Source organism: Dasania sp. GY-MA-18, from assembly GCF_024734385.1.
Taxonomy (GTDB): domain Bacteria; phylum Pseudomonadota; class Gammaproteobacteria; order Pseudomonadales; family Dasaniaceae; genus Dasania; species Dasania phycosphaerae.
The window spans coordinates 76,694-96,875 of record NZ_JANHAP010000011.1 but is presented as its reverse complement, the minus strand read 5'-3'; the positions used below and the strand labels follow the sequence as shown (position 1 = coordinate 96,875).

Below are 20,182 nucleotides of genomic sequence, written 5' to 3'. Positions count from 1 at the left end.
CAGGTTTAATCACGTTGCCATAAGCGCTGGCCAGCCAGCGCTTAATCTATTTATGAAAACTACAGTGAGTGAACAGCGAGCATAAAATGAAGTTTATTTTTTTATCGGGTAGCTTTCATAGCAATAGCAGAAGCCTGGCAATATTAAAAAATATAGCAGGCCTTTTTGGTGAGCACGAAACCGAAATAGTAAAATTAGATCAGCTGCCTTTTTATTCAGAGGATTTAAATAAAGAAAGGCCTGAAATCATCCGCGATTTTCTTGCCAAAATAGCCCAGGCCGACGGCATAGTTTGTTGCACCCCAGAATATAATCACAGCATCCCGGCAGTATTAAAAAATGCGATTGACTGGGCCTCTAGGCCTGCATTTAACTCCGCATTAAAAGACATGCCCATCTCAATTATTACCCAGGCGGTTAGCCCTGTGGGTGGCGCTAGAGCCCAAGCGCATTTAAAGCTGGTGTTTGATTCAACCCTATCAAAAATACAAGCCTGCCATGAAATGATGATCACCCAAGTGGATCAAATATTTGATGAAGCCATGACTATTTCCGACCCCAAAATAATGGCAAGGCTAGATAGGCATGTTAGTGATTTTATCAATATGGTTGAGCGTGTGCGTTAACAGGCCTCTGTCCTAGCGATTGCTAATAGCGGGCATTTCCCCACTCCGTTTATCTCAAACTTCATGGTTAGCTTGGCCATGAAGTTTGCAGTAAATAGCGTGCCGCATGTGTTACTGGCGTCTTAAGGCCTTATTTTTTATTGGCCTTTTTCTCCTTCTTCTCGTTGCGTTTTTCCTTCATGGTTTTTTCGGGCTTCTTCTTCGTCGCTTTTTTTGAATCTTGACCTTTAGACATACGTTTCTCAGTTTACGTGTTGGTAAGATTGTAGGAGCCCACCAGCTAGGTAGGCGGTCTTAAATCAGAACAGCTTATGGCTAGGCATGGCGCCTATCGGTGTAATGCCTAACCATGAGCAAGGCAATATATAAACACTAACGCCTCTATATAGCTATCGCTATGTGTCGTATGCGCCTTATCGCACAAGGCTATTTATTAAGCAGCTTCTTATAGCTGGGCAAGGGCTGGGGGGAGTGAAATATTAAGCTTGACGTATACTGTATTTATATACAGTATACGTGGTTCTATGAAAATACTACTTCTACCCAAATATGGCAGCGCTGTGGCGGCGGGCTTTCCCTCTGCCGCCGATGATTTTTTAGAAAATAGTCTGGATCTTAATCAGCATCTTATACGCCACCCTGCCGCCACCTACCTAGCCAGAGCCCAGGGTAACTCCATGACTGGCCGGGGTATTTTTGATGGCGATACCCTGGTGGTAGACCGGGCCATAGAGCCCCAGCATGGCAATATTGTTATTGCCGCCTTAGACGGCGAGCTAACCTGTAAAATTTTAGATAAGCACAAGCAGCAATTAGTCGCCGCTAATCCCAAAATAAAACCCATAGCCGTCACTGAAAACAGCGAACTAATTATAGAGGGCGTAGTAATACACTCTATACGTCACCATGTACGCCTTAGTTGATTGCAATAGCTTTTATGCTAGCTGCGAACAAATATTTAGGCCCGACCTGCGTGGCCAGCCCGTGGTGGTGTTATCAAATAACGATGGTTGTATTGTTGCTCGCAGCAAAGAGGCAAAAAACTTAGGCGTACCCGACTTACAGCCCTTTTTTAAAATCGCACAGCTACTGCGCCAAAAAGGTGTGCATGTGTTTAGCAGTAACTACTGCCTATATGGTGATATTAGCCATAAGGTAATGAGCACACTGCAAAACTATTCACCCGATATAGAAGTGTATTCCATAGACGAAATGTTTTTATGCTTGGCAGGTGTGCAAGAGCCGCTCATAGCCTATGGCCAAACCATAAAGCAAACCGTTTGGCGCGATATACGCATGCCGGTAAGTGTGGGTATGGCCCCTACTAAAACCTTAGCCAAGTTAGCCAACCATGCCGCTAAAAAAATACCCAAAACCCAAGGCGTATGCCTGTTAGATAGCCCGCTAAAATGGCAGTGGCTACAAAAACGCTTACCTGTTACCAAAGTGTGGGGCATAGGCAAGCGCTTGGGTAAGCGGCTAAACGCCATGGATATAAGCACTGTTTATGATTTAGCCACGGCCAATGCAAAGCAGTTACGGCAACAGTTTAGTGTTGATGTAGAGCGCATCATAGCAGAGTTAAATGGCAACCCGGCTATATCGCTAGAGCTGCAACCCGCCGCCAAAAAACAAATATTTTGCACCCGCTCATTTGGTGAAAAACCCACAGAGCTAAAACCCTTGGCACAAGCTATTAGCGCCTATGCCGCCAGAGCCTGCGAAAAACTGCGGGCGCAAAAGCAATACTGCAAAAGCGTGCAAGTATTTATAAATACCTCACCCTACGATGCTAACTACTACAGCCAGCAATTAGTTGTGCAATTACCCTACCCCACCGACGATAGCCGAATTATTATCGCCCACGCCAACAAGGCCCTGGCAATAATTTATAAAACAGGTAAGCGTTATTTAAAAGCCGGTGTAGGGCTGTTAGATTTAAGCGAGCGCAAGTATATGCAACAAGATTTATTTCAGCGGGCACAAACGACACAATGCGATGCCCTAATGTTAACGGTAGATAAAATAAATCGCCGCTATGGCCAAGGCTTAATTTACTGGGGGGCAGAGGGCTCAAACAAACGCTGGCATATGCGGCAACAATTTTTATCACCCGCTTACACCACACGGTGGGAAGATATACCATTTATAAAGTGTTAAGTGCCAAGGGGTATGGGTTTAAAAATTACTATGGCCTAAGCAATAAAAGGCAATAAACCTAGCCCTTAAGCTAGCCACTACACGTCATGCAGAACATGATTCAGCGTCCACCAAAAAAGTCGACAGTACTATAAAGCAAACTATACAAACCACTACACGTCATGCTGAACTTGATTCAGCATCCACTAAACAAATCAACGTGGCTATTAAAAATAGCTATACAAACAACATTACTGCGTGGCCAGTGACTCAAGCTTTTCAAATAATTGCTGGTAAGAGCTAACATGCTCTTTTGCAGCAACCGTGCTGGATTTAGGAGCAAAAGGTGGCTTTAAGGTCACAACAAATTCAGGGTTATTACTAAACTCCTGTTTGTCAAAAACAGCAATAATAAAAAACACACCGATAATAGCAAAGCTGGTGAGCATCCCCTTCATTAAAAACCTGGACGTATTGGATGACAGGTTTAAGCTAAAAGCAATGGCTAGCCCTAAGCAAACTATGGCCATTAACCAGGGTAAAAACTCATTAATAAAATAGCTAGGCGAAAAGTAGATAACATATTCGTTAAGGCTTTCCCACAATAGACTAAGCCCAAGTACGCCAGCAGCAAAAAACAGATGCGAAAAAAAGTGGTGATGCTGGCGCTGTAATTTACCCACCAGTGACCAACAGGCCGCCCAAACAGTAATCAATATAATGGCAAAAATATTGTTCGATATTAAAGCTTTCCAATTGATTTCTGTAAATGAAGCTAAAGCGTCAAAAACAACCGATAGCGCAAAAACTAAGGCTACCAAGCCTATAGACAGTAATGGCTTAAGCTTATGGGAGTGCAACCAGTTGGTAAAAGTAAAGGCTCTAGTCGGCGCAACAGCGTGATCCGGTGAGTATAGGGTGAAATGGCTTCTGCCAACCACTATGTCATCACCAGAGTAAGCCACAAAACTAGGCGAAGAGACCGGCCGCTTATTAATCAGCACAGGGTTGGTTTGATCATTAACAGTAATCAGCCAGCTGCCAGGCTTTTCGGGGTTGCTACTAATGCTCAGCTGTTTGTTGCCTATGTGGGGGTCGTTACTGATGATGTCGTTATCAAACCCACGGCCTATAGATAGTGCTTTGTCCGTAACAAATTGATGAAAGTTGTTTCCGTTTTTTATAATTATTTTTTCCATGAAACTAACTCCAAAAATCTATCGCTTATGTTTAGCAGGTTATGTTGGCTAATACCTATCATTCTTATACTAAGATGCAGTGATTCCTTATATTGGTCAACTCTAGTAGCAATCAGCGAGGCATCATATAAACCCTTGTAATTAAGGTATTCCCTGGCGCAGGTTGTGGCCTTCCATTCACTATCATTTAGGGTGATGTAATTCGATGTGCATACAAAATTAGAGGCATCTTCTTTATTGCCATTATAAAAGCCCGATATGTTATGCCTGCTTTGTAATAAATTATAAAAACGTATAGTGTTTAATTGCTCTGTAGAAAAATGTGAGTAATCGTAAGAAAAGCCGCCAGTATAAAAATTATTATCTAAATAGACTCTGTCCTCTGTGCGGCAATGCCTGTGTACATTTTTATATAAATCCTTGTCTTTACTTTTAATATGCCCCCAGCATTTTAATGAGCTGTCTATTTTGTCGGGCAGGTCGTAGTTCATAAAACTGGTGGTTGACCAGTCTAAGTTTAAAATATGTTGGTAATAAGCATCTTGGTCGGCATATAGGGCAGCGTAAATATGGCTGTTATAGTCTGCTTGGGCTATTTCACCATTTTGGCGGTAACGCTTAATTAAATCGGCTAAGTGAAATGCAGGCACCAAAAAACTTATTTGCTCGCCGCCCTTAGAAACATTAATACCTATAATTTCGCCGCGGCTATTAAAAGCCGGGCCACCACTCATGCCTGGGTTTAAAGAGCCAGAGAATAAGTATTTTTGATACCTAGAGCCTTCCACTAAACCATTGTAAGTGCCTTCAATAATCGTCATGCCTAAATCATGAGGGTTACCCATAGAATATATGCGGTTGCCTTTGGCAGGCTGGCTTGTTTCTATAACTAGCGGCTTATAAGGCAGTGCCTTGGTTTTTAGCAAGGCAAGGTCATGGATAATGTCAAAATCAACAATAGCCAGCTCTTGGCTTTGTTGCTGATTATCCAGCAGCACTAACTTGTATTTTTCGGGGTTGAGTAGGTATGAAGATACAACATGGTAGTTAGTGGCAATCAAATGATCATTAGCCACTAAAAACCCAGAGCCTATGCTGGACTTGTTACCCGATGCAATATCAATAACTTTAACCTGAAAGACTCTATTTTTTAATTGCTCAAATAATTGCGTGGATTGATCCTGCGCGCTGGCAAGGGGGATTTGGCTGATAAAAATAAAAATGCTGGCGAGGTATAAAAATGCTTGTTTAAGCATAAGAGCCTGTCCTTGGTTGCTGTTATTATTTTAGAAAGTGTATTTTATTAAGCGGCTTGTGACAAATAGATAGTCTGTGGGGCGGTTATGACGTTACGTTGAACGCGGTTGATAGCTAGAAATAATGTATTGCCATAACGCTAAACCCGAAATAGATAGTAACTAGGCGCACTATAGCTAAGTAGTGTTAGTGTGCTATTTGTTGTAAATGTAAGGGCAGAGCTTAAACAAGCTAAATAAGGCCGCGCAGCCCTGCCCCAATGGCTAAATTACTTAACCAGCGCTACCGAATTTTGATCGTAAGTAAAGAAGCCATCTTTTTGCATATCAGATAGTACTTTTTTATACATGTTTTTTCTCACCTCTGGCACTACAGAAAAGTTTTTTGCTGGAAACACAAAAATCATCGGCAGCCATTGCACTATGGTGCTGGAGTCAGCCAGTACATAGCTTTTGCTTAGCCCATCGCGCCTTTCAACGTTGGCTACTACATCAAAATGATCGGTGGCCCAAGAGGGTATGGTGTAAAGGCTAAGGCCAGTAATAAACGCAGGTATTAGCGCTGCGGGGTTGCCTCTATTGGTTAAGGTAACGGAAATACTAATATCAGCAGCCTCGTCTTTTTTTGAAATACGCGAGAAGTACTGCGAAGACTCCAGCACAGCTAACAGCTCACCTTCAATAATACTTTGCGAAGCCTCGGGTAGCTCCTTAGGCCCAGATAAGCCACCCATCGCCATGCTGGTATATGAAACACTAGGCTTTGCACTAGCATCACCCTCATAAGCCGATAAGGTGGTTTTTGGTACATTGCCACCATCAAATACTGCGCAGCCAGATAGTGTGGCCATAAGAACTACGGTGAGGATTTTTAACATTGATTTTTCTCCGGGGTGTTATTGCTATTTGATTATGTTTTATGTGCTGGATATTAGGTTGTGGGTATTTATTGTAGATAAGTTAATTGTTAAGGGGGTGTACGATAAATAATCGTTACGACCCCTTTAGTTCCTTTAGTTACTTGTGAAATATATAAAGCTTCACCTAAACTTTGCAAATGAGGTGCTTTTAGCTGGCGCAATTACATAACTAATAGTTAGCTCATCTTTATCATCTCCGTTCCGACACCTATAGAGAACCTGCTCCACCTTTACCGCCAAATAATAACCATTGGTGTTTTGCAAAACTGCAATTTCACCAACTTGTAAACTAGAACATCGCTCTTCGAGATAAAAAGACGGATCTGTAGCATCTGCAATATCAGAAATTTCTTTGAAGCTTTCTGGTACTATAGACAAGGAGTGAATAGTCTCAGAATCGTTGTAGATCCATATTTCTCCTGAGCCAGATTTTGACCAAAATAATTCAAACGCCATTTCTCCCTCACCGACCCAGTAACGGCCGTTATTCGCTGTTGGATTAACAGTAACTTTGGACTTTGTAGCTGGATTGCTGAAAGATGCTGGCACATCAAAAGCCACAGGATTTATAGGTAAAGCTTCTCTTAAAAAAGGGCTTGCGCCCCTCTTTGGCCTTGGTTTTACAGACTTACCCCATAGATTACTAATAAGCTCGCAATAACTATCTTCGTATTCCGATGGTTCAAAGCTTAAATATAACTTGCTAGAAACAAAAGTAGGTGTCTTATTTGGTAGGCCATTATTCACAACGATCGGAATAACTCTGTTGCTTCCCAAATCTGCCATTATTTGAGCTGTAATTATCATTTTTTCATAACCTACACCGCCACTGCGCATGTCATTAGCTTTTTTTACATATGATTCCGTACATATTAAAACAACTCTATCTGCATCTGTTAAACCAGATTCCATAAAAAAGGGAAGATCATCACCGACTCTCAGATCCCATTGGTCTAAAGTCACAGCAACACCATTTTCTTCCAAGCGTGTTGCCAGTGCTAGAACCCATGCTTTATGTTCCTCACTATCATGGGAGTAAGAGAAAAATACTTTAGGTACTTGCATCTGATTAACCCTAAATTTTTTATTAAAACTGGACATCTTAAAACATGTGAACAATTAGGCTTATAACGCCCCAATAAAAGGCGATCGTTAGCGAGTCCAGCCCACGCCTTTAGTGGGTGATTTTTAATTGCCTGTTAACTGTTTTTAGCATAGTGCTTATCAAATTCTTTTTGTATGTTTGTGCTATACAAGGTCTTTTTCCCACCTTTCTTGTTGCTTGGATTAAGATAACGAACATGCGCCAGCTTTTTGTTTTTTTCAAGATCTTTGCGAAGCTTGTGATACTTTGGATTTATCTTGAAATCGTTGTATCGCTTCCTCAATCGTGTTGTTAATACGTCATAATCCCATGGAAACCTGTCTGATATATCTTCTTCTGATAACTGAACCATCGGTGCAGAAGGATCATTTGTTACTTGTACAGGGAGGCCTGCGTTACTTTTGACCTTTTGGAATTTGACATCGATTTTTAGAGTTAAGTTGTAGTCTCCATAATCTTCACCTTCGTCGTATTCTTTTTCTCTGGAGCTTATAAATTCCAAGAGCTTCTTTTCATTGGTGTTTAGGCTAATCCCCTTAGCCGTATCAAAACCCCTGAAAAACGACAAAGGCATTAAATAGAAATTGTAACCACCAAGAACGTTACCGAACCAATCACTAACCAAGTGGAAATAGTTCTGTAGCGAGGCTGTACCAAGCTCTTGTACTTTAATAGCAAGCAATAGATCATCGTTTACAAAATGTATCGAGTTATCACGTATTTCAGTAATAGCTATCAGATTGTCAAGCACCGCTTTGTTAACTTTAAGACCATAATCTTCAGTAATTACTCTATACGCCTCGAAGAGGCTTATAGACATTGGATTTCCCGATCGGTTTTTCTTTCTGTGCTTATTCTTTGATTTGGCTCCGCCTTTAAGTGTTTTGTACTCCATTGCTATCAGAGATCCCATTTGGTTTCCCGATAGATTTAGTACCTTCGACTTAAGCAGTAGCTCCCATGAGTTAATACAAAGAACGGAAAATGTTTCTTCTCTATATTTAAAATCAGGCTTATTGTAGACCTCAATCGCAGAAAGCATTGACGCTATAGATTTTTCTAGCATCAATTTTGATCGTGACTTCATTTCTCATCCTTGTAACAGTTAACGACTCAATAAGAGGCGCGTGTCTTTTACACGTCCTGCCCGCGCTCTTTAGCGGGCGAACTTGATTGATTTGTTAAGTCCTTTTCTTCCCAGCCAAAGAATGCAAAAAATGGAATTTTATATATCCATAGTATGCAAGAGAGGCCTAGAAAAAAGGTGATTCCAGCCATAATTTGAAGAAAATATCTAAGCGTATCTAGCATATTCAATATGGACTCGCTGGTGGTAACCTTATGGATGGCAATATGACAATCGGCTCTATGCTTTCCAACAATGTCGCAATTGTAATCTTCGTAGTTGTGAATTTTTCCGATTTTAGCCTCCACTTTATATAATGATTCGTAGGCATCTTTTTCATATGTGAGCAAATGCGGCAGAAGCGCAACCATCCCTGTGCCTATGGCTGCAATACAAACAGCTGATATTTTAAAAAGTACTGGGTAAAGTTTGTCCATAGAATGACTTAACAGTTTGTTATTGGCTATGGCCAGATCCAAACATAAAGAATAAATCTAAACAAAGAAGCCTATACCTACACATCCACCACCAGATATAACCACGCCGATACGTCTATATCTGACCATACATATCGTCACAACCCATTAGCATCAGCGCTTAAAGGCCTCGACTGTATTACCCGCACAATAACCAACGTTGATATAAACACACAGCGCCTAAACAAAACGCCATAACTAACTAGGGGAAACCAAACAAAAGAAGGGAGTAAAACTGGCTGCGGTATACCGCACTAAAAATCCCTTTAATGATTATTCTTCCTAACGCGTTTTATTAGCGTTGGGCGATTGTTATATAAGCTACGCAAAAAATCCAGCGCTTTGATGGGGTATAGGCAAATTATTGGTAAAACATTAAAAGCGTATTGGTAGTTGCTTGGTGGCTCTATTGTTTATTGCGCTGCCCTGTTTTGGTTAATGACGGTTTTATGTACACACATATAGTTGTGGATACCGGATCAAGTCCGGTATGACGGTGGGTTGGGGTTGGTTGTTTGTGGATACCGGATCAAGTCCGGTATGACGTGTGTTGGGGTTGGTTGTTTGTGGATACCGGATCAAGTCCGGTATGACGTGTGTTGGGGTTTGTTGTTTGTGGATACCGGCTCATGGCCGGTATGACGGTGGGTTGGATTTGGTTGTTGTGATTACCGGCTCAAGGCCAGTATGGCGCATCAATGCTAGGCGGTTATGACAGCTGTATTACCCTTAGTCATGCTGAACTTGATTCAGCATCCATCGCCCCGCCATTAACCCTGCCTTAACCAAGCCCTTGTTAGGCTATGCGCCATAGTAGGCTTTTTAGTTTTTTTAGCTATGGATGGCGGGTTAGGGAATGGCGCGTAGTTGTTGTTGTCTTAGGGCCCGTCTTATTTATTGATTAATGGAGCGTTCCACCATGAAATACCCAATCTGCACTGGGGGCATAGTGTTAATTGCGGCTTTGCTTAGTGCCTGCCAGCAAGGCAGTGCGCCTGCCCGCAGCACGGCGGCCCCTGCTGTTTCTTATGTTACGGTTACCGAGGCCCCGCATACTATTGCCACTAAAATGCAGGCACGGGTGGTGGCGTCGCAGGTGGCTGAGGTGCGCCCGCAAGTAAGCGGCATAGTGCAGCAGCGCCTGTTTGAAGAGGGCAGCAAGGTTGAGCAAGGGCAGTTGCTGTATCAAATTGACCCGGCTACTTTTCAAGCGGCCTATAACGAGGCCAAGGCCAACCTCAACAGCGCTAAGGCCTCGCTGGCAACTGCGCAGTTAAAAGCCCAGCGTTACGCTAACCTGCGTAAGTTTGATGGTATCTCGCAGCAGGATGCCGACGATGCTCAAGCCAGCTACCTAGAGGCCAAAGCCGAGTTAGAAAAATACCAAGCCGAGCTAGAAAGCGCGGCCATTAACCTGGAGTACACCAAGGTCAAAGCCTCTATTGCGGGGCATATTGGTATATCTAGCGTTACCCAAGGGGCGTTGGTCACCGCACAGCAAGCCACGGCCTTGGCAACTATACGCAGCCTAGACCCCATTTATGTGGATATGCGCAAAGGCAGTGCCGAGCTATTAAAGCTGCGCCAGTTAATGCGCAATAAAAGCCTTAAGCAAGGCAGCACCGCAGTAACGCTCACCCTAGAAGATGGCAGTGACTACCCCTACCAAGGTGAGCTTAAAATGCAAGAAGTGTCGGTAGATGCCGCAACCGGCACCGTTACCTTGCGTGCCCAGTTCCCCAACCCCGATGGCCTCTTACTGCCGGGCATGTTTGTGCGCGCACAAGTCAGTGAGGCGGTAGACGAGCACGCCATCTTGGTGCCCCAGCAAGGCATTTATCACAGCGCCAATGGCGACGCCTACGCCTATGTAATCGGCGATAACAACCTGGTGGAAAAGCGCATAGTAAAAACCGTTAACGCCGTGGATAACCAATGGCTAATCGCCAGCGGCTTAGCGGTAAACGATAAGCTATTGGTAGAGGGCTCTAGCAATGTGCGCCCCGGCACCGAGGTACAGCCGGTGCAGGTAGAAATGAATAGCAGCGGCAGTATGGTTACCGTGTTAAAGCCTGCTGTTAATAACTCGCCTGATAACTCATCTACTAATTCAACCCAGCAAGAGGGCGTGTAAATATGTTTGCTCGCTTTTTTATAGATAGGCCCGTTTTTGCCTGGGTTATTTCCATCATTATTATGCTTACCGGTATAGCCTCTATTATGTCGCTGCCGGTGGCGCAATACCCCAACGTAGCCCCACCGGTAATTAATGTAAGCACCACCTATACCGGGGCGGATGCGCAAACCGTTGAAAACAGCGTCACCCAAATATTAGAGCAGCAGCTTACTGGCCTTGATGGCCTGTTGTACTTCTCCTCTTCTAGTACCTCCGATGGTTCGGCCTCGGTGAGCATTACCTTTGAGCAAGGCACCGACCCCGATTATGCCCAGGTGCAGGTGCAAAATAAGGTGCAGCAGGTTAACTCGCGCTTTCCCGAGTCGGTGCAGGCGCAAGGGGTAACGGTAAAAAAATCCAACAGCGATTTTTTACTGATTACCGCACTGTATGACACGACCAATCAGTCTACTGCCGCCACCATTGCCGATTACCTGGCCACCAATATGGAAGATGCCCTGGCCCGTATTGAAGGCGTGGGTGATGTAAGAGTATTCGGCTCGCAATATGCCATGCGCATTTGGCTAGACCCAAACAAACTGGCCGCCTATGCACTAATGCCCTCTGATATTACCAACGCGTTAAAAGCCCAAAACGTGCAAGTGCCCGCCGGTAAAATTGGTGCCATGCCCGCCGTAGCCACGCAAGAGCTTAATGCCACGGTAACGGCGCAGTCTTTATTAGCTACGCCGGAAGAGTTTCGCAATATTATTGTTAAATACGATGCCTCTGGTGCCAACGTGCGTTTAAGCGATGTGGCCAGGGTAGAAATTGGCAGTGAGAGTTATGACTCTATACGGCGCTTAAACGGCCACCCAGCATCGGGTATAGCTGTAATGTTATCGCCGGGTGCAAATGCCTTGGCCACCGCCACTAGGGTAAAAGCAAAAGTCGCCGAGCTGGAGCCAAGCTTGCCCGATGGCTACAAAATCACCTTCCCCCGCGACAGCACCGAGTTTATAAAAATCTCTATTAGCGAAGTGGTCTACACCCTAATGGAAGCGGTGGTGTTAGTGGTGCTGGTAATGTGGTTGTTTTTACAAAACTGGCGCGCCACCTTAATACCCGCTATTGCGGTGCCCATAGTTTTACTGGGTACTTTTGGTGTGCTATCGGCTTTTGGTTTTTCGATTAACACCCTCACCATGTTTGGCATCGTGCTCTCTATAGGCTTGCTGGTGGACGACGCCATAGTAGTGGTGGAAAACGTAGAGCGCTTAATGCACGAAAAAAACCTGTCGCCGCGTGATGCCACCATAGAGTCCATGGCCGAAATCAGCAGCGCGCTGGTAGGCATAGGCGTGGTGTTGTCGGCGGTGTTTTTACCTATGGCTTTTTTTGGCGGCTCTACCGGGGTTATTTATCAGCAGTTTTCTATAGCCATAGTGTCGTCTATGACCTTATCGGTCATTGTAGCGCTAACCCTAAGCCCAACCCTGTGCGCCAGCCTGTTGCGTAAAAGTGAGCACGGCAGTGCGCATAGTAGTAAAGCAAAAGGTTTTTTTGCCGGCTTTAACAGCCACTTCGATAAGTTAACCGCCTCTTACACTGGCCATGTGCAAAGCATTATCAGCCGCAAAGCGCGCTGGCTGCTGGTGTACGCGGTGATAGTGCTAATACTGGGCTTGTTAATTGTGCGCATGCCCACAGGCTTTTTACCCCAGGAAGACCAAGGCAGTGTGATGTTTCAAATTAACCTGCCCGAGGGTGCCTCCATCAAACGCACCAGTGCGGTAGCCGAACAAGTAGAGCAATACTTATCGCAAGAGGAAACCGATACCGTTACCGGCACCTTTTCTATTGCGGGTTTTAATTTTTCGGGTAGCGGCCAAAATGCTGGGCTGGGTTTTGTCACCTTAAAACACTGGGACGAGCGCAGCCAGCAAGAGCAAAGTGCCGATGCACTAATACAACGCATGAACAAAAACCTAGCCGCTATACGCGATGCCAAAATTTTTGCCTTATCGCAGCCGGTAATTCGCGGCTTGGGGCAAAGCAATGGTTTTAGTTTTGAGTTGCAGGCCGCAGCAGGCACCAGCCGTGAAGAGCTAATGGCGCTTAAAGATGAGTTGCTGGCGCAAGCGCGGCAAAGTGAATTGCTAGTGGGCATTAGGGAGGGCGCGCTAAGTAATACCCCGCAACTTAAAATTGATATAGATAGCGGCAAAGCAACGGCGTTAGGTTTGTCATTATCGGATGTGGCCAACACCCTAAGCTCGGCTTGGGCGGGCACCTATGTGAATGACTTTATAGATCGCGGCCGCATTAAAAAAGTGTATGTGGCCAGTGATAGCGAGTACCGCTCTAAACCCACTGACTTAAACGAATGGCATGTGCGCGGCCAAAATGCGAACGGTGACACCACCATGACGCCGCTGTCAGCATTTAGCAGCGCGTCGTGGTCTAGCGCGCCGCAAAGTTTGACGCGCTTTAACGGCATAGCCTCGTACAGCATACAAGGTGCTGCGGCCAACGGTGTTAGCTCGGGCCAAGCCATGGCTGAAATGGAGCGCCTCACCCAGCAGGTAGGCCAGGGCAAACTCAGCTATGCCTGGAGTGGCTTGTCCTATCAAGAAAAGCAGTCCAGCGGCCAGTCGCCGCTGTTGTATGCGCTTTCTATTTTGGTGGTGTTTTTGGCGCTGGCGGCTTTGTACGAAAGCTGGTCGGTACCGCTATCGGTTATTTTGGTTATTCCACTGGGCGTGGTGGGTGCGGCCTTAGCTTCAACAATGCGTGGCTTAGACAACGACATTTATTTTCAAGTGGCGCTGCTAACCACCATAGGCCTAGCCTCAAAAAATGCCATTCTTATAGTGGAATTTGCCGAAGCCTCTTACCAGCGCGGCATGTCGCTGGTAGATGCCGCCGTGCAAGCGGCTAAGCTGCGTTTGCGGCCAATTATTATGACCTCTATGGCGTTTATGCTGGGCACCCTGCCCTTGGCCCTGTCGTCAGGCGCGGGTGGCAATAGCCGTATCTCTATAGGTACCGGCATTGTGGGCGGCACCTTTACGGCAACCGTCTTAGGCATATTTTTTGTGCCGTTGTTCTTTGTGTTAATACGCGGCTGCTTCCCTAAACGGCGCGCGGTCTATGATGATGAAGTAAAACCAGGGGAGCTTGCCCATGCTTAACGTGCCTACACACGCACTGCCACAAACACCGGGCCGGGGCCGGGTTAGCCTATTGGCTATTGCCGGGGCAGTCTTACTAACCGGTTGCAGTACCTTGGCACCGGATTACACGCGCACAGCGCTGCCCTTGGCGGATGACTGGCGTGCAGAGCTGGCTGCTCAAAATGCTACGCCAGCCTCCGTGCAATCCTCTAGTCAATCTAGCCAAGGTTTATCCAGCGAGCTGGCCACGCAGTTGCCCTGGCAAAACTTTATTAAAGATCCGCGCTTAGCCGAGTTGATAGAGTTAGCCCTAAGCAATAACCGAAGCCTGCAACAAACCCTGGCCGATGTGGAAGCGGCCCGCGCCACTTACCGCATACAGCGCGCGGATTTATTCCCTAATCTGGATGTGGGCCTAAACGGCAATCGCAGTCGATTAGCATCCGGCGTTAAAGAAACTAACTACCAGGCCGAGCTGGGTTTAAGCGGCTACGAAATTGATTTGTTTGGTAAAAACCGCAGCCTTAGCGCCGCCCAAATGGAGGCCTACTTAGCCACGGCAGCAACCGCCAAAGCGGCCCACATTGCACTCATTAGTGAGGTAGCCAATGCCTGGCTCACCTTGGCGGCGGATAACAGCGCCTTAACCTTGGCCCAAGAGACCATGGCCAATGCCGAAAAAACCTTAGCGATTACCCGCAAGCGTTTAGAGCTGGGGGTGGACTCGCAGGTAGATGTGGCCAGTGCCGAAACGGTTTACCACCGCGCCCGCGCTGACATTGCCCTGTATACCAGCCAAGTCGCGCAAGATACTAATGCGCTGCGCTTGCTGGTGGGTGAGCAATTAAATGAGCGCTTGTTAGCCACGGCCCTACCCAGCAGCGCAACACTGGTGAGTGATGTGCCTGCGGGCTTGTCATCAGAAGTACTATTGCAACGCCCCGATGTATTGGCCGTCGAGCACAGCTTAAAATCTGCCCATGCCAATATCGGTGTTGCCAGGGCGGCGTACTTACCCAGCTTGTCGTTAACTGCCAACGGCGGCGTGGCCAGCTCGGTGCTAGCCGATATTTTTAGTGGTGGTGCCAGCACCATTTGGGCGATTTCCCCCAGCATTACCCTGCCCATATTCGATGGCGGCGCCAACAGCGCTAACCTCGCGTATAGTAAAGCCCAACAACGCAAAGCGTTGGCCGCTTATGAATATGCTATTCAAAGCGCATTTGCCGAAGTGGCCGATGCGCTGGCGCGGCGGGCAACCATACAAGAGCAGCTGGACGCCGAGCAGGCCTTAGTGGCAGCGGCCAGCCGCAGTTATAGTTTGTCGCTAGCGCGCTACCAAAATGGGGTAGATAGTTTTCAAACCGCCTTAGAGGCGCAGCGCACTATGTATAGCGCTCAGCAGTCGCTGATTTTAACTAGGCAGGCGGATTTGGATAATCGCATTACCCTGTACCGCGTATTGGGTGGCGGCTTGGCAGCGCATAATAGTGAGCAAGGTGAGGGCTAAAATGCCCGGACAATTTAGGATTAGCTATTAATGATAAACGTACTGCTGGTAGAAGACGATATTGATCTGGCTACCACCATTGTTGATTACCTAGACCTAGAGTCCATCAACTGTGACCACGCCAGCAATGGCTTAATGGGTTTGAACTTGTTAGAAAGCAATCATTACCAAATGATTATGCTAGACATCAATATGCCTAAAATGGATGGCTTAACCTTGTGCAACACCCTGCGCGAAAGAGGTATGGACATTCCTATACTGATGTTAACCGCCCGCGATAGCCTAGAGCATAAGCTTGAGGGCTTTGCCGCTGGCAGCGATGATTATTTAGTTAAACCCTTTGCCATGAAGGAACTGGTGGCACGCGTGCAAGTGCTGGCCAAGCGCCGCAGCGGTGAAGCTAAGCGCTTAGTGTTAGGCGACTTAAGCTTGGACATAAACCAGCGCAGCGCGCAGCTAAAACAAACGCCGCTAAAACTTTCACCCATTGCGTTTAAATTATTAGAGGTATTAGTGCGCGCCAGCCCGCAAGCGGTTAGCCGCCAGCATATTATGCAGGCGGTATGGGGCGACGAACAGCCCGACAGCAATAGCCTAAAAGTGCATATTTACCACTTGCGTAAACAGTTGGATGCCGCGCATAACAACATCAGTTTAGATACCGTTTCAGGTATAGGCTTCGCCATAACGACTAATAGTAAGGGGGCACAGCTTTGAAAATCAGGCCCAGCCTTAGGTTGTATTTTTTTATCAGTGTAGTCTTGCTGGGTTCAGTGATGGCTATAGGCTTTTCGTTTTTAAGCGTGCATTACTTTTTTGATGGCCTGGATAAAGGCTTGAAAGGCGTAATGCGTGAATTGGCAAAAACTCCCAACGTAGAAGATGGCCTGCCGCAACATATAGCGGGCTTTAGCGTAGCTAGCCGCTGGCAAGATACCCCAGAAATTATTCAACAGCGTTTTGTGTTGCCACCAGATGAAGTGGGTCAATTACAAAAATTAAAAGATCAGGATTGTATTTTTACCATGCCTGAAAATATTTATTTTTTATTAAGGTATTACACCCCAGAAGGTGAAGTGCGTTTTATAAGTAGAGTAATATTAGATAGAGGTAAAGTCGCAGAAACAGGAAAAAGCAAGCCTAGTAAACGTTTATATTGGACTATAGGTATGGCTGTTGCCGCCATCGTATTTTTTGCCTTTGTGTTAATCATGATTATGCAAAAAATTGCTAAACCTATAGAGTCGCTAAAAAACTGGGCTAAATCCCTTAACCAAGACACTATTCAAAAACCACCGCCAGATTTTAGCTACAACGAACTCAATGTGTTAGCAGAATTAGTGCAAAGCAGTTTAGCGTCGGCGCAGCAAAGCCTAGACCGTGAGCAACGTTTTTTAAGCTATGCCAGCCATGAACTACGCACACCTATTTCGGTTATACGTAGCAACGTCGATTTACTAAAACGGTTAACTGAAAAAGACCCCATTAGCGACAAGCAACAACTCACATTGCAGCGCATAGAGCGTGCAGGGCTAACCATGAGTGACTTAACTGAAACTTTATTGTGGTTAAGCCGTAATGACGAGCAAGGCATGCCGCCGCAGCCTATACAGCTCAATGAAAAAATAAAGCAATTATGTGGCGATCTAGATTATTTGCTTAACGAAAAAAATGTTGAGGTCACCCTAGATTGTGAGGATTACACCGTCAATATCGAGGCTACAGCCTGCCACATAGTATTAAGCAACCTTATACGCAATGCCTACCAGCACACCCAACAGGGTAAGGTGGTCATTAAGCAACAAGCTAGTCGCGTCACCATTATTAACAGCAGTAATAGCGATCAAGAAAATAAGCCTAAACCAGAAGCAAGCGATAAAAAAATGGCCTCGGGTTATGGTTTGGGATTAAAGCTTAGCGAAAAAGTGATTCAACGCCACGGTTGGTTTTATGAAGTGACTGAAACGCAGGGGCGTTATCATGTGGTGGTTGATTTTGAAGGAGGTAGAGCTTTGTGGTTGGGTGTAAGTGAGGCTAAAAGTTAATTAGGGACAGTACTAAGCGTAACAACCCTGAATACAATGGTATTACTTAAGCAAAAACCACAGCATTCGCAAAGCTGCACGGCGCAGGTCATTGCGGCCACCGAGCCGGAATCCAGCTGTTGAATATGAAGGTCATTCCGGCCTCGGAGCCGGAATCTAGCTGTTGAATATGAAAGTCATTCCGGCCTTCGAGCCGGAATCTAGTGTTACATATGGATACCGGCTTTCGCCGGTAGGGCCTGCCCCATGAGTGTAACGAGTGTCTTGGGTATGACAAAGTAATGAGCGTAGCGAGTATCTTGACTATGGCAAAACCGTGAAAAAGTGGATGAAGTAACAAGCAACCAACACCTAGCACTTAAAATAAAATTACTGTGGCTCAAGGGTATTATTAAGTAGCGGATGATTTTTAAGGTAATAGAACGGTAAGGGGCGACTAAGGGCCGTCAGGGGTTTTCATCTTTGCTAAGGTATACGCGTTTAACCCATTTCCAGCCAGTAATCATAGGTGTAATCAGGTTTTCTTTTTTCCATAGCCAATAATAAAAAATAGCCGCAACATGTAAAACTACCATCACAAGAATGCATTGGGCTAATAGCTCATGCCACCAAGCCATGCGCCCCATAGTGGATTCGGTTACTAGGTGGGCAAGTGGCCCTGCTTCAAAAAAAACATCCGACTCAATAAACAATCCTGACAGCGCCTGTGCTGCTAGCAGCAAAAGTAATGCAAGTACCGAAAGCGAACCCAGTGGGTTATGCCCTGGTGTGCCACTAGGGCTGCGTTTACCCAAGGTGCGGGCATAGGCTATTAGTACCGATGGCCGAGTAAATAAGCTGCTAAAACGTATAGGTTTGGGGCCAATAAACCCCCAAATTAAACGTACTGCCAATAAACCTAATACCGCATAACCACAGTAAAAGTGCCAGTCTATAAAGGTGAATGACATGTATTCGCCAAAGTACCAACCTAGCGATACCACCACGGCTAGAACCCAATGCCACAAGCGTGTCAGTGGGTCCCATATTTTTTTAAGCAGGTAGTTTTGCAATTGTGCTTACTTTTTTGCAGTAAAATCGTCGTGGCAAGCTTTGCAGGCTTTGCCTACATCACCCAGGTTAGCGCGCAGCTCATTCAAGCCATTACCAGCGCTGCCAGCAAGGGCATCGACGGCGGCTTCATATTTCTCACCGTATTTACCTATTTCAGGGTAGGTGTTCCAAATTTTTGGCAAGGCCTTGGTTTTGCCCTCGTATTTGTCGTTAGCAGTACCCGGTGACCATGCCCTATCCATATCCAAGCCATTTAATAACTGCAGGCTTTTGCTAAAGCTAGCGGCGGTTTCTGCATTGTATGGCGTGTCGCCTTTAGCCATGGCCACTAATGGCCCCAAAAAGTAAGAGCGCAATTCCATTTCGCCTTGGCGAGCATGAATTAGGTCTAGGTTTGGATCTTTACTATCGGCAAAACTTTGTAAAGAAACAACAAGCGCGGTAAAGCCTAAAAGTGTGCGAGTAATATGTCTCATAAATGCCTCTTAAATATTTGAAAAATTGATTATGAATCAGTGAGTTTTTTAACTCAAGGCCTCTTAGGCATCAAAGGGCTAGAGTGCATTAATTGAGCACTGTTAGGTAAGGTTAGAGCACATTAATGTGCTCTAACCAGCTATATTAAAATTTATAACCTATGGCTAGGGTGTAAACATAAGGGTCTATAGCTACATCACTGCTTAGCTGGTGGCCGCCATCAAATTTTATGGTGGCTTTGCTGTCTATGTCTATCCAGCGTATAGAGGCGTTTAATAGCCAATTATCGTCAATCATATAGTCTGCGCCAATTTGCAAAGCTGCACCCCATGAGTCATCTAGCGACACTTTAGCGCCGGTTAAACCTAAGCCCTCTAGAGCCGCATCGGCCTGGCTGTTAATTTTTTCATCAAAAAAAATCGTGTAGTTGATGCCCGCACCTAGGTAAGGTTTAAATTTACCGCTGTTATTAAAGTAATAAATGGCGGACAAGGTGGGCGGCAGTTGTTTTACACGGGCTATATCTAAACCGGCTAATTCGCCAGTGGCCGCTGCGGTATGCGAAAAAGGCGTGGCAGCTAACAGCTCTATAGCCCAGTGCTTATCAAGCACATAACTAAACGTTAATCCCAACTGAGTGTTACTGTCGACGGTTAAATGGGTATTGCCGCCAGCTAGCGATAAAGTACTGCCATTTAATGCAATAGCGTCACTGCTTTCTTGCGGCTCTACAGTGGTGGCACCGGCGCGCACAATTATATCCCCCGCTTGATAAGCATAACTGGGGCTTGCAAAGGCTGCGCTGAGGGCAACGATACGACTTAAAGTAGTGACTGCTTTCATACTGGGTACTCTATAACGGCTGTTAAGGTTGATATTGTTGTGATCAATTAATAACAATAATTAAATCACAGCGGCCGTAAAGATGATTTGATCTAGATTAAAGTTAGTGGGGTGA

At 45.6% G+C, this 20,182-nt stretch carries 17 protein-coding genes; 8 read left to right on the top strand and 9 right to left on the bottom strand.

Translation table 11 applies throughout. From position 1 onward, the window contains the following. The first annotated feature begins 86 nt into the window (after nucleotides 1–86). The 3 genes from NO559_RS13675 to NO559_RS13665 all read left to right on the top strand — a co-directional run bounded on the left by NO559_RS13675 (nucleotide 87) and on the right by NO559_RS13665 (nucleotide 2,786). Nucleotides 87–626 (top strand): NADPH-dependent FMN reductase, encoded by a 540-nt coding sequence (locus tag NO559_RS13675; RefSeq protein WP_258332424.1) that lies wholly within the window; start codon nucleotides 87–89, stop codon nucleotides 624–626. A gap of 524 nt (nucleotides 627–1,150) precedes the next feature. Further along, a complete protein-coding gene (locus NO559_RS13670; RefSeq protein WP_258332423.1) occupies nucleotides 1,151–1,549 on the top strand; it encodes a LexA family transcriptional regulator in 399 nt (132 codons plus the stop codon). Next, entirely contained in the window at nucleotides 1,533–2,786 is a 1,254-nt protein-coding gene (locus NO559_RS13665; RefSeq protein WP_258332422.1) for a Y-family DNA polymerase, read from the top strand. The genes NO559_RS13670 and NO559_RS13665 overlap by 17 nt, the downstream gene beginning before the upstream one ends. A gap of 230 nt (nucleotides 2,787–3,016) precedes the next feature. Here the strand turns inward: NO559_RS13665 and NO559_RS13660 are convergent, their stop codons facing one another. The 6 genes from NO559_RS13660 to NO559_RS13635 all read right to left on the bottom strand — a co-directional run bounded on the left by NO559_RS13660 (nucleotide 3,017) and on the right by NO559_RS13635 (nucleotide 8,808). Next, a complete protein-coding gene (locus NO559_RS13660; RefSeq protein WP_258332421.1) occupies nucleotides 3,017–3,964 on the bottom strand; it encodes an FHA domain-containing protein in 948 nt (315 codons plus the stop codon). Beyond that, nucleotides 3,952–5,220: a serine protease gene (locus NO559_RS13655; RefSeq protein WP_258332420.1), complete on the bottom strand. Its 1,269-nt coding sequence runs from the start codon at nucleotides 5,218–5,220 to the stop codon at nucleotides 3,952–3,954. The genes NO559_RS13660 and NO559_RS13655 overlap by 13 nt, the downstream gene beginning before the upstream one ends. A 269-nt stretch (nucleotides 5,221–5,489) precedes the next feature. Further along, on the bottom strand, nucleotides 5,490–6,098 hold the full coding sequence (locus tag NO559_RS13650; protein WP_258332419.1) for a hypothetical protein: 609 nt from the start codon (nucleotides 6,096–6,098) through the stop codon (nucleotides 5,490–5,492). A gap of 162 nt (nucleotides 6,099–6,260) precedes the next feature. Further along, nucleotides 6,261–7,205, bottom strand: coding sequence for a toll/interleukin-1 receptor domain-containing protein (locus tag NO559_RS13645; RefSeq protein WP_258332418.1), 945 nt, complete (start codon nucleotides 7,203–7,205; stop codon nucleotides 6,261–6,263). A gap of 134 nt (nucleotides 7,206–7,339) precedes the next feature. Further along, nucleotides 7,340–8,332 (bottom strand): DUF3644 domain-containing protein, encoded by a 993-nt coding sequence (locus NO559_RS13640; protein ID WP_258332417.1) that lies wholly within the window; start codon nucleotides 8,330–8,332, stop codon nucleotides 7,340–7,342. 47 nt (nucleotides 8,333–8,379) lie between these two features. Beyond that, complete coding sequence (locus tag NO559_RS13635; RefSeq protein WP_258332416.1) at nucleotides 8,380–8,808, bottom strand: hypothetical protein; 429 nt, start codon at nucleotides 8,806–8,808, stop codon at nucleotides 8,380–8,382. 958 nt (nucleotides 8,809–9,766) lie between these two features. On the opposite strand from NO559_RS13635, the gene NO559_RS13630 reads away from it, so the two are divergent. Genes NO559_RS13630 through NO559_RS13610 form a run of 5 tightly spaced genes read left to right on the top strand, consistent with a single transcriptional unit; the run spans nucleotide 9,767 to nucleotide 17,694 of the window. Beyond that, nucleotides 9,767–10,981, top strand: coding sequence for an efflux RND transporter periplasmic adaptor subunit (locus tag NO559_RS13630; protein ID WP_258332415.1), 1,215 nt, complete (start codon nucleotides 9,767–9,769; stop codon nucleotides 10,979–10,981). Between the two features lie 2 nt (nucleotides 10,982–10,983). Continuing rightward, nucleotides 10,984–14,157, top strand: coding sequence for an efflux RND transporter permease subunit (locus NO559_RS13625; protein WP_258332414.1), 3,174 nt, complete (start codon nucleotides 10,984–10,986; stop codon nucleotides 14,155–14,157). Then, complete coding sequence (locus tag NO559_RS13620; RefSeq protein ID WP_258332413.1) at nucleotides 14,150–15,649, top strand: efflux transporter outer membrane subunit; 1,500 nt, start codon at nucleotides 14,150–14,152, stop codon at nucleotides 15,647–15,649. Before NO559_RS13625 ends, NO559_RS13620 begins: the two co-directional genes overlap by 8 nt. Nucleotides 15,650–15,679: 30 nt before the next feature. Next, entirely contained in the window at nucleotides 15,680–16,366 is a 687-nt protein-coding gene (locus tag NO559_RS13615; RefSeq protein WP_258332412.1) for a response regulator transcription factor, read from the top strand. Continuing rightward, nucleotides 16,363–17,694 carry a HAMP domain-containing sensor histidine kinase gene (locus NO559_RS13610; RefSeq protein WP_258332411.1) on the top strand — a complete coding sequence of 444 codons (1,332 nt, stop codon included), beginning with the start codon at nucleotides 16,363–16,365 and terminating at the stop codon, nucleotides 17,692–17,694. Before NO559_RS13615 ends, NO559_RS13610 begins: the two co-directional genes overlap by 4 nt. Before the next feature lie 446 nt (nucleotides 17,695–18,140). Here NO559_RS13610 and NO559_RS13605 read toward each other — a convergent pair whose 3' ends face one another. The 3 genes from NO559_RS13605 to NO559_RS13595 all read right to left on the bottom strand — a co-directional run bounded on the left by NO559_RS13605 (nucleotide 18,141) and on the right by NO559_RS13595 (nucleotide 20,067). Beyond that, the gene (locus tag NO559_RS13605; RefSeq protein WP_258332409.1) at nucleotides 18,141–18,746 is read right to left on the bottom strand and encodes a cytochrome b/b6 domain-containing protein; all 606 of its coding nucleotides are present in this window, start codon (nucleotides 18,744–18,746) and stop codon (nucleotides 18,141–18,143) included. Nucleotides 18,747–18,752: 6 nt separating this feature from the next. Beyond that, the gene (locus tag NO559_RS13600; protein WP_258332408.1) at nucleotides 18,753–19,223 is read right to left on the bottom strand and encodes a cytochrome c; all 471 of its coding nucleotides are present in this window, start codon (nucleotides 19,221–19,223) and stop codon (nucleotides 18,753–18,755) included. Nucleotides 19,224–19,368: 145 nt separating this feature from the next. Beyond that, nucleotides 19,369–20,067, bottom strand: coding sequence for an OmpW family protein (locus NO559_RS13595; RefSeq protein WP_258332407.1), 699 nt, complete (start codon nucleotides 20,065–20,067; stop codon nucleotides 19,369–19,371). Nucleotides 20,068–20,182: the final 115 nt, after the last annotated feature.

Coding starts and splice junctions, on each gene's coding strand:
- NO559_RS13650 (WP_258332419.1), bottom strand. CDS start 6,098: ATGTTAAAAATCCTCACCGTAGTTCTTATGGCCACACTATCTGGCTGC.
- NO559_RS13645 (WP_258332418.1), bottom strand. CDS start 7,205: ATGCAAGTACCTAAAGTATTTTTCTCTTACTCCCATGATAGTGAGGAA.
- NO559_RS13600 (WP_258332408.1), bottom strand. CDS start 19,223: ATGAGACATATTACTCGCACACTTTTAGGCTTTACCGCGCTTGTTGTT.
- NO559_RS13625 (WP_258332414.1), top strand. CDS start 10,984: ATGTTTGCTCGCTTTTTTATAGATAGGCCCGTTTTTGCCTGGGTTATT.
- NO559_RS13655 (WP_258332420.1), bottom strand. CDS start 5,220: ATGCTTAAACAAGCATTTTTATACCTCGCCAGCATTTTTATTTTTATC.
- NO559_RS13615 (WP_258332412.1), top strand. CDS start 15,680: ATGATAAACGTACTGCTGGTAGAAGACGATATTGATCTGGCTACCACC.
- NO559_RS13660 (WP_258332421.1), bottom strand. CDS start 3,964: ATGGAAAAAATAATTATAAAAAACGGAAACAACTTTCATCAATTTGTT.
- NO559_RS13670 (WP_258332423.1), top strand. CDS start 1,151: ATGAAAATACTACTTCTACCCAAATATGGCAGCGCTGTGGCGGCGGGC.
- NO559_RS13640 (WP_258332417.1), bottom strand. CDS start 8,332: ATGAAGTCACGATCAAAATTGATGCTAGAAAAATCTATAGCGTCAATG.
- NO559_RS13675 (WP_258332424.1), top strand. CDS start 87: ATGAAGTTTATTTTTTTATCGGGTAGCTTTCATAGCAATAGCAGAAGC.
- NO559_RS13630 (WP_258332415.1), top strand. CDS start 9,767: ATGAAATACCCAATCTGCACTGGGGGCATAGTGTTAATTGCGGCTTTG.
- NO559_RS13595 (WP_258332407.1), bottom strand. CDS start 20,067: ATGAAAGCAGTCACTACTTTAAGTCGTATCGTTGCCCTCAGCGCAGCC.
- NO559_RS13665 (WP_258332422.1), top strand. CDS start 1,533: ATGTACGCCTTAGTTGATTGCAATAGCTTTTATGCTAGCTGCGAACAA.
- NO559_RS13635 (WP_258332416.1), bottom strand. CDS start 8,808: ATGGACAAACTTTACCCAGTACTTTTTAAAATATCAGCTGTTTGTATT.
- NO559_RS13620 (WP_258332413.1), top strand. CDS start 14,150: ATGCTTAACGTGCCTACACACGCACTGCCACAAACACCGGGCCGGGGC.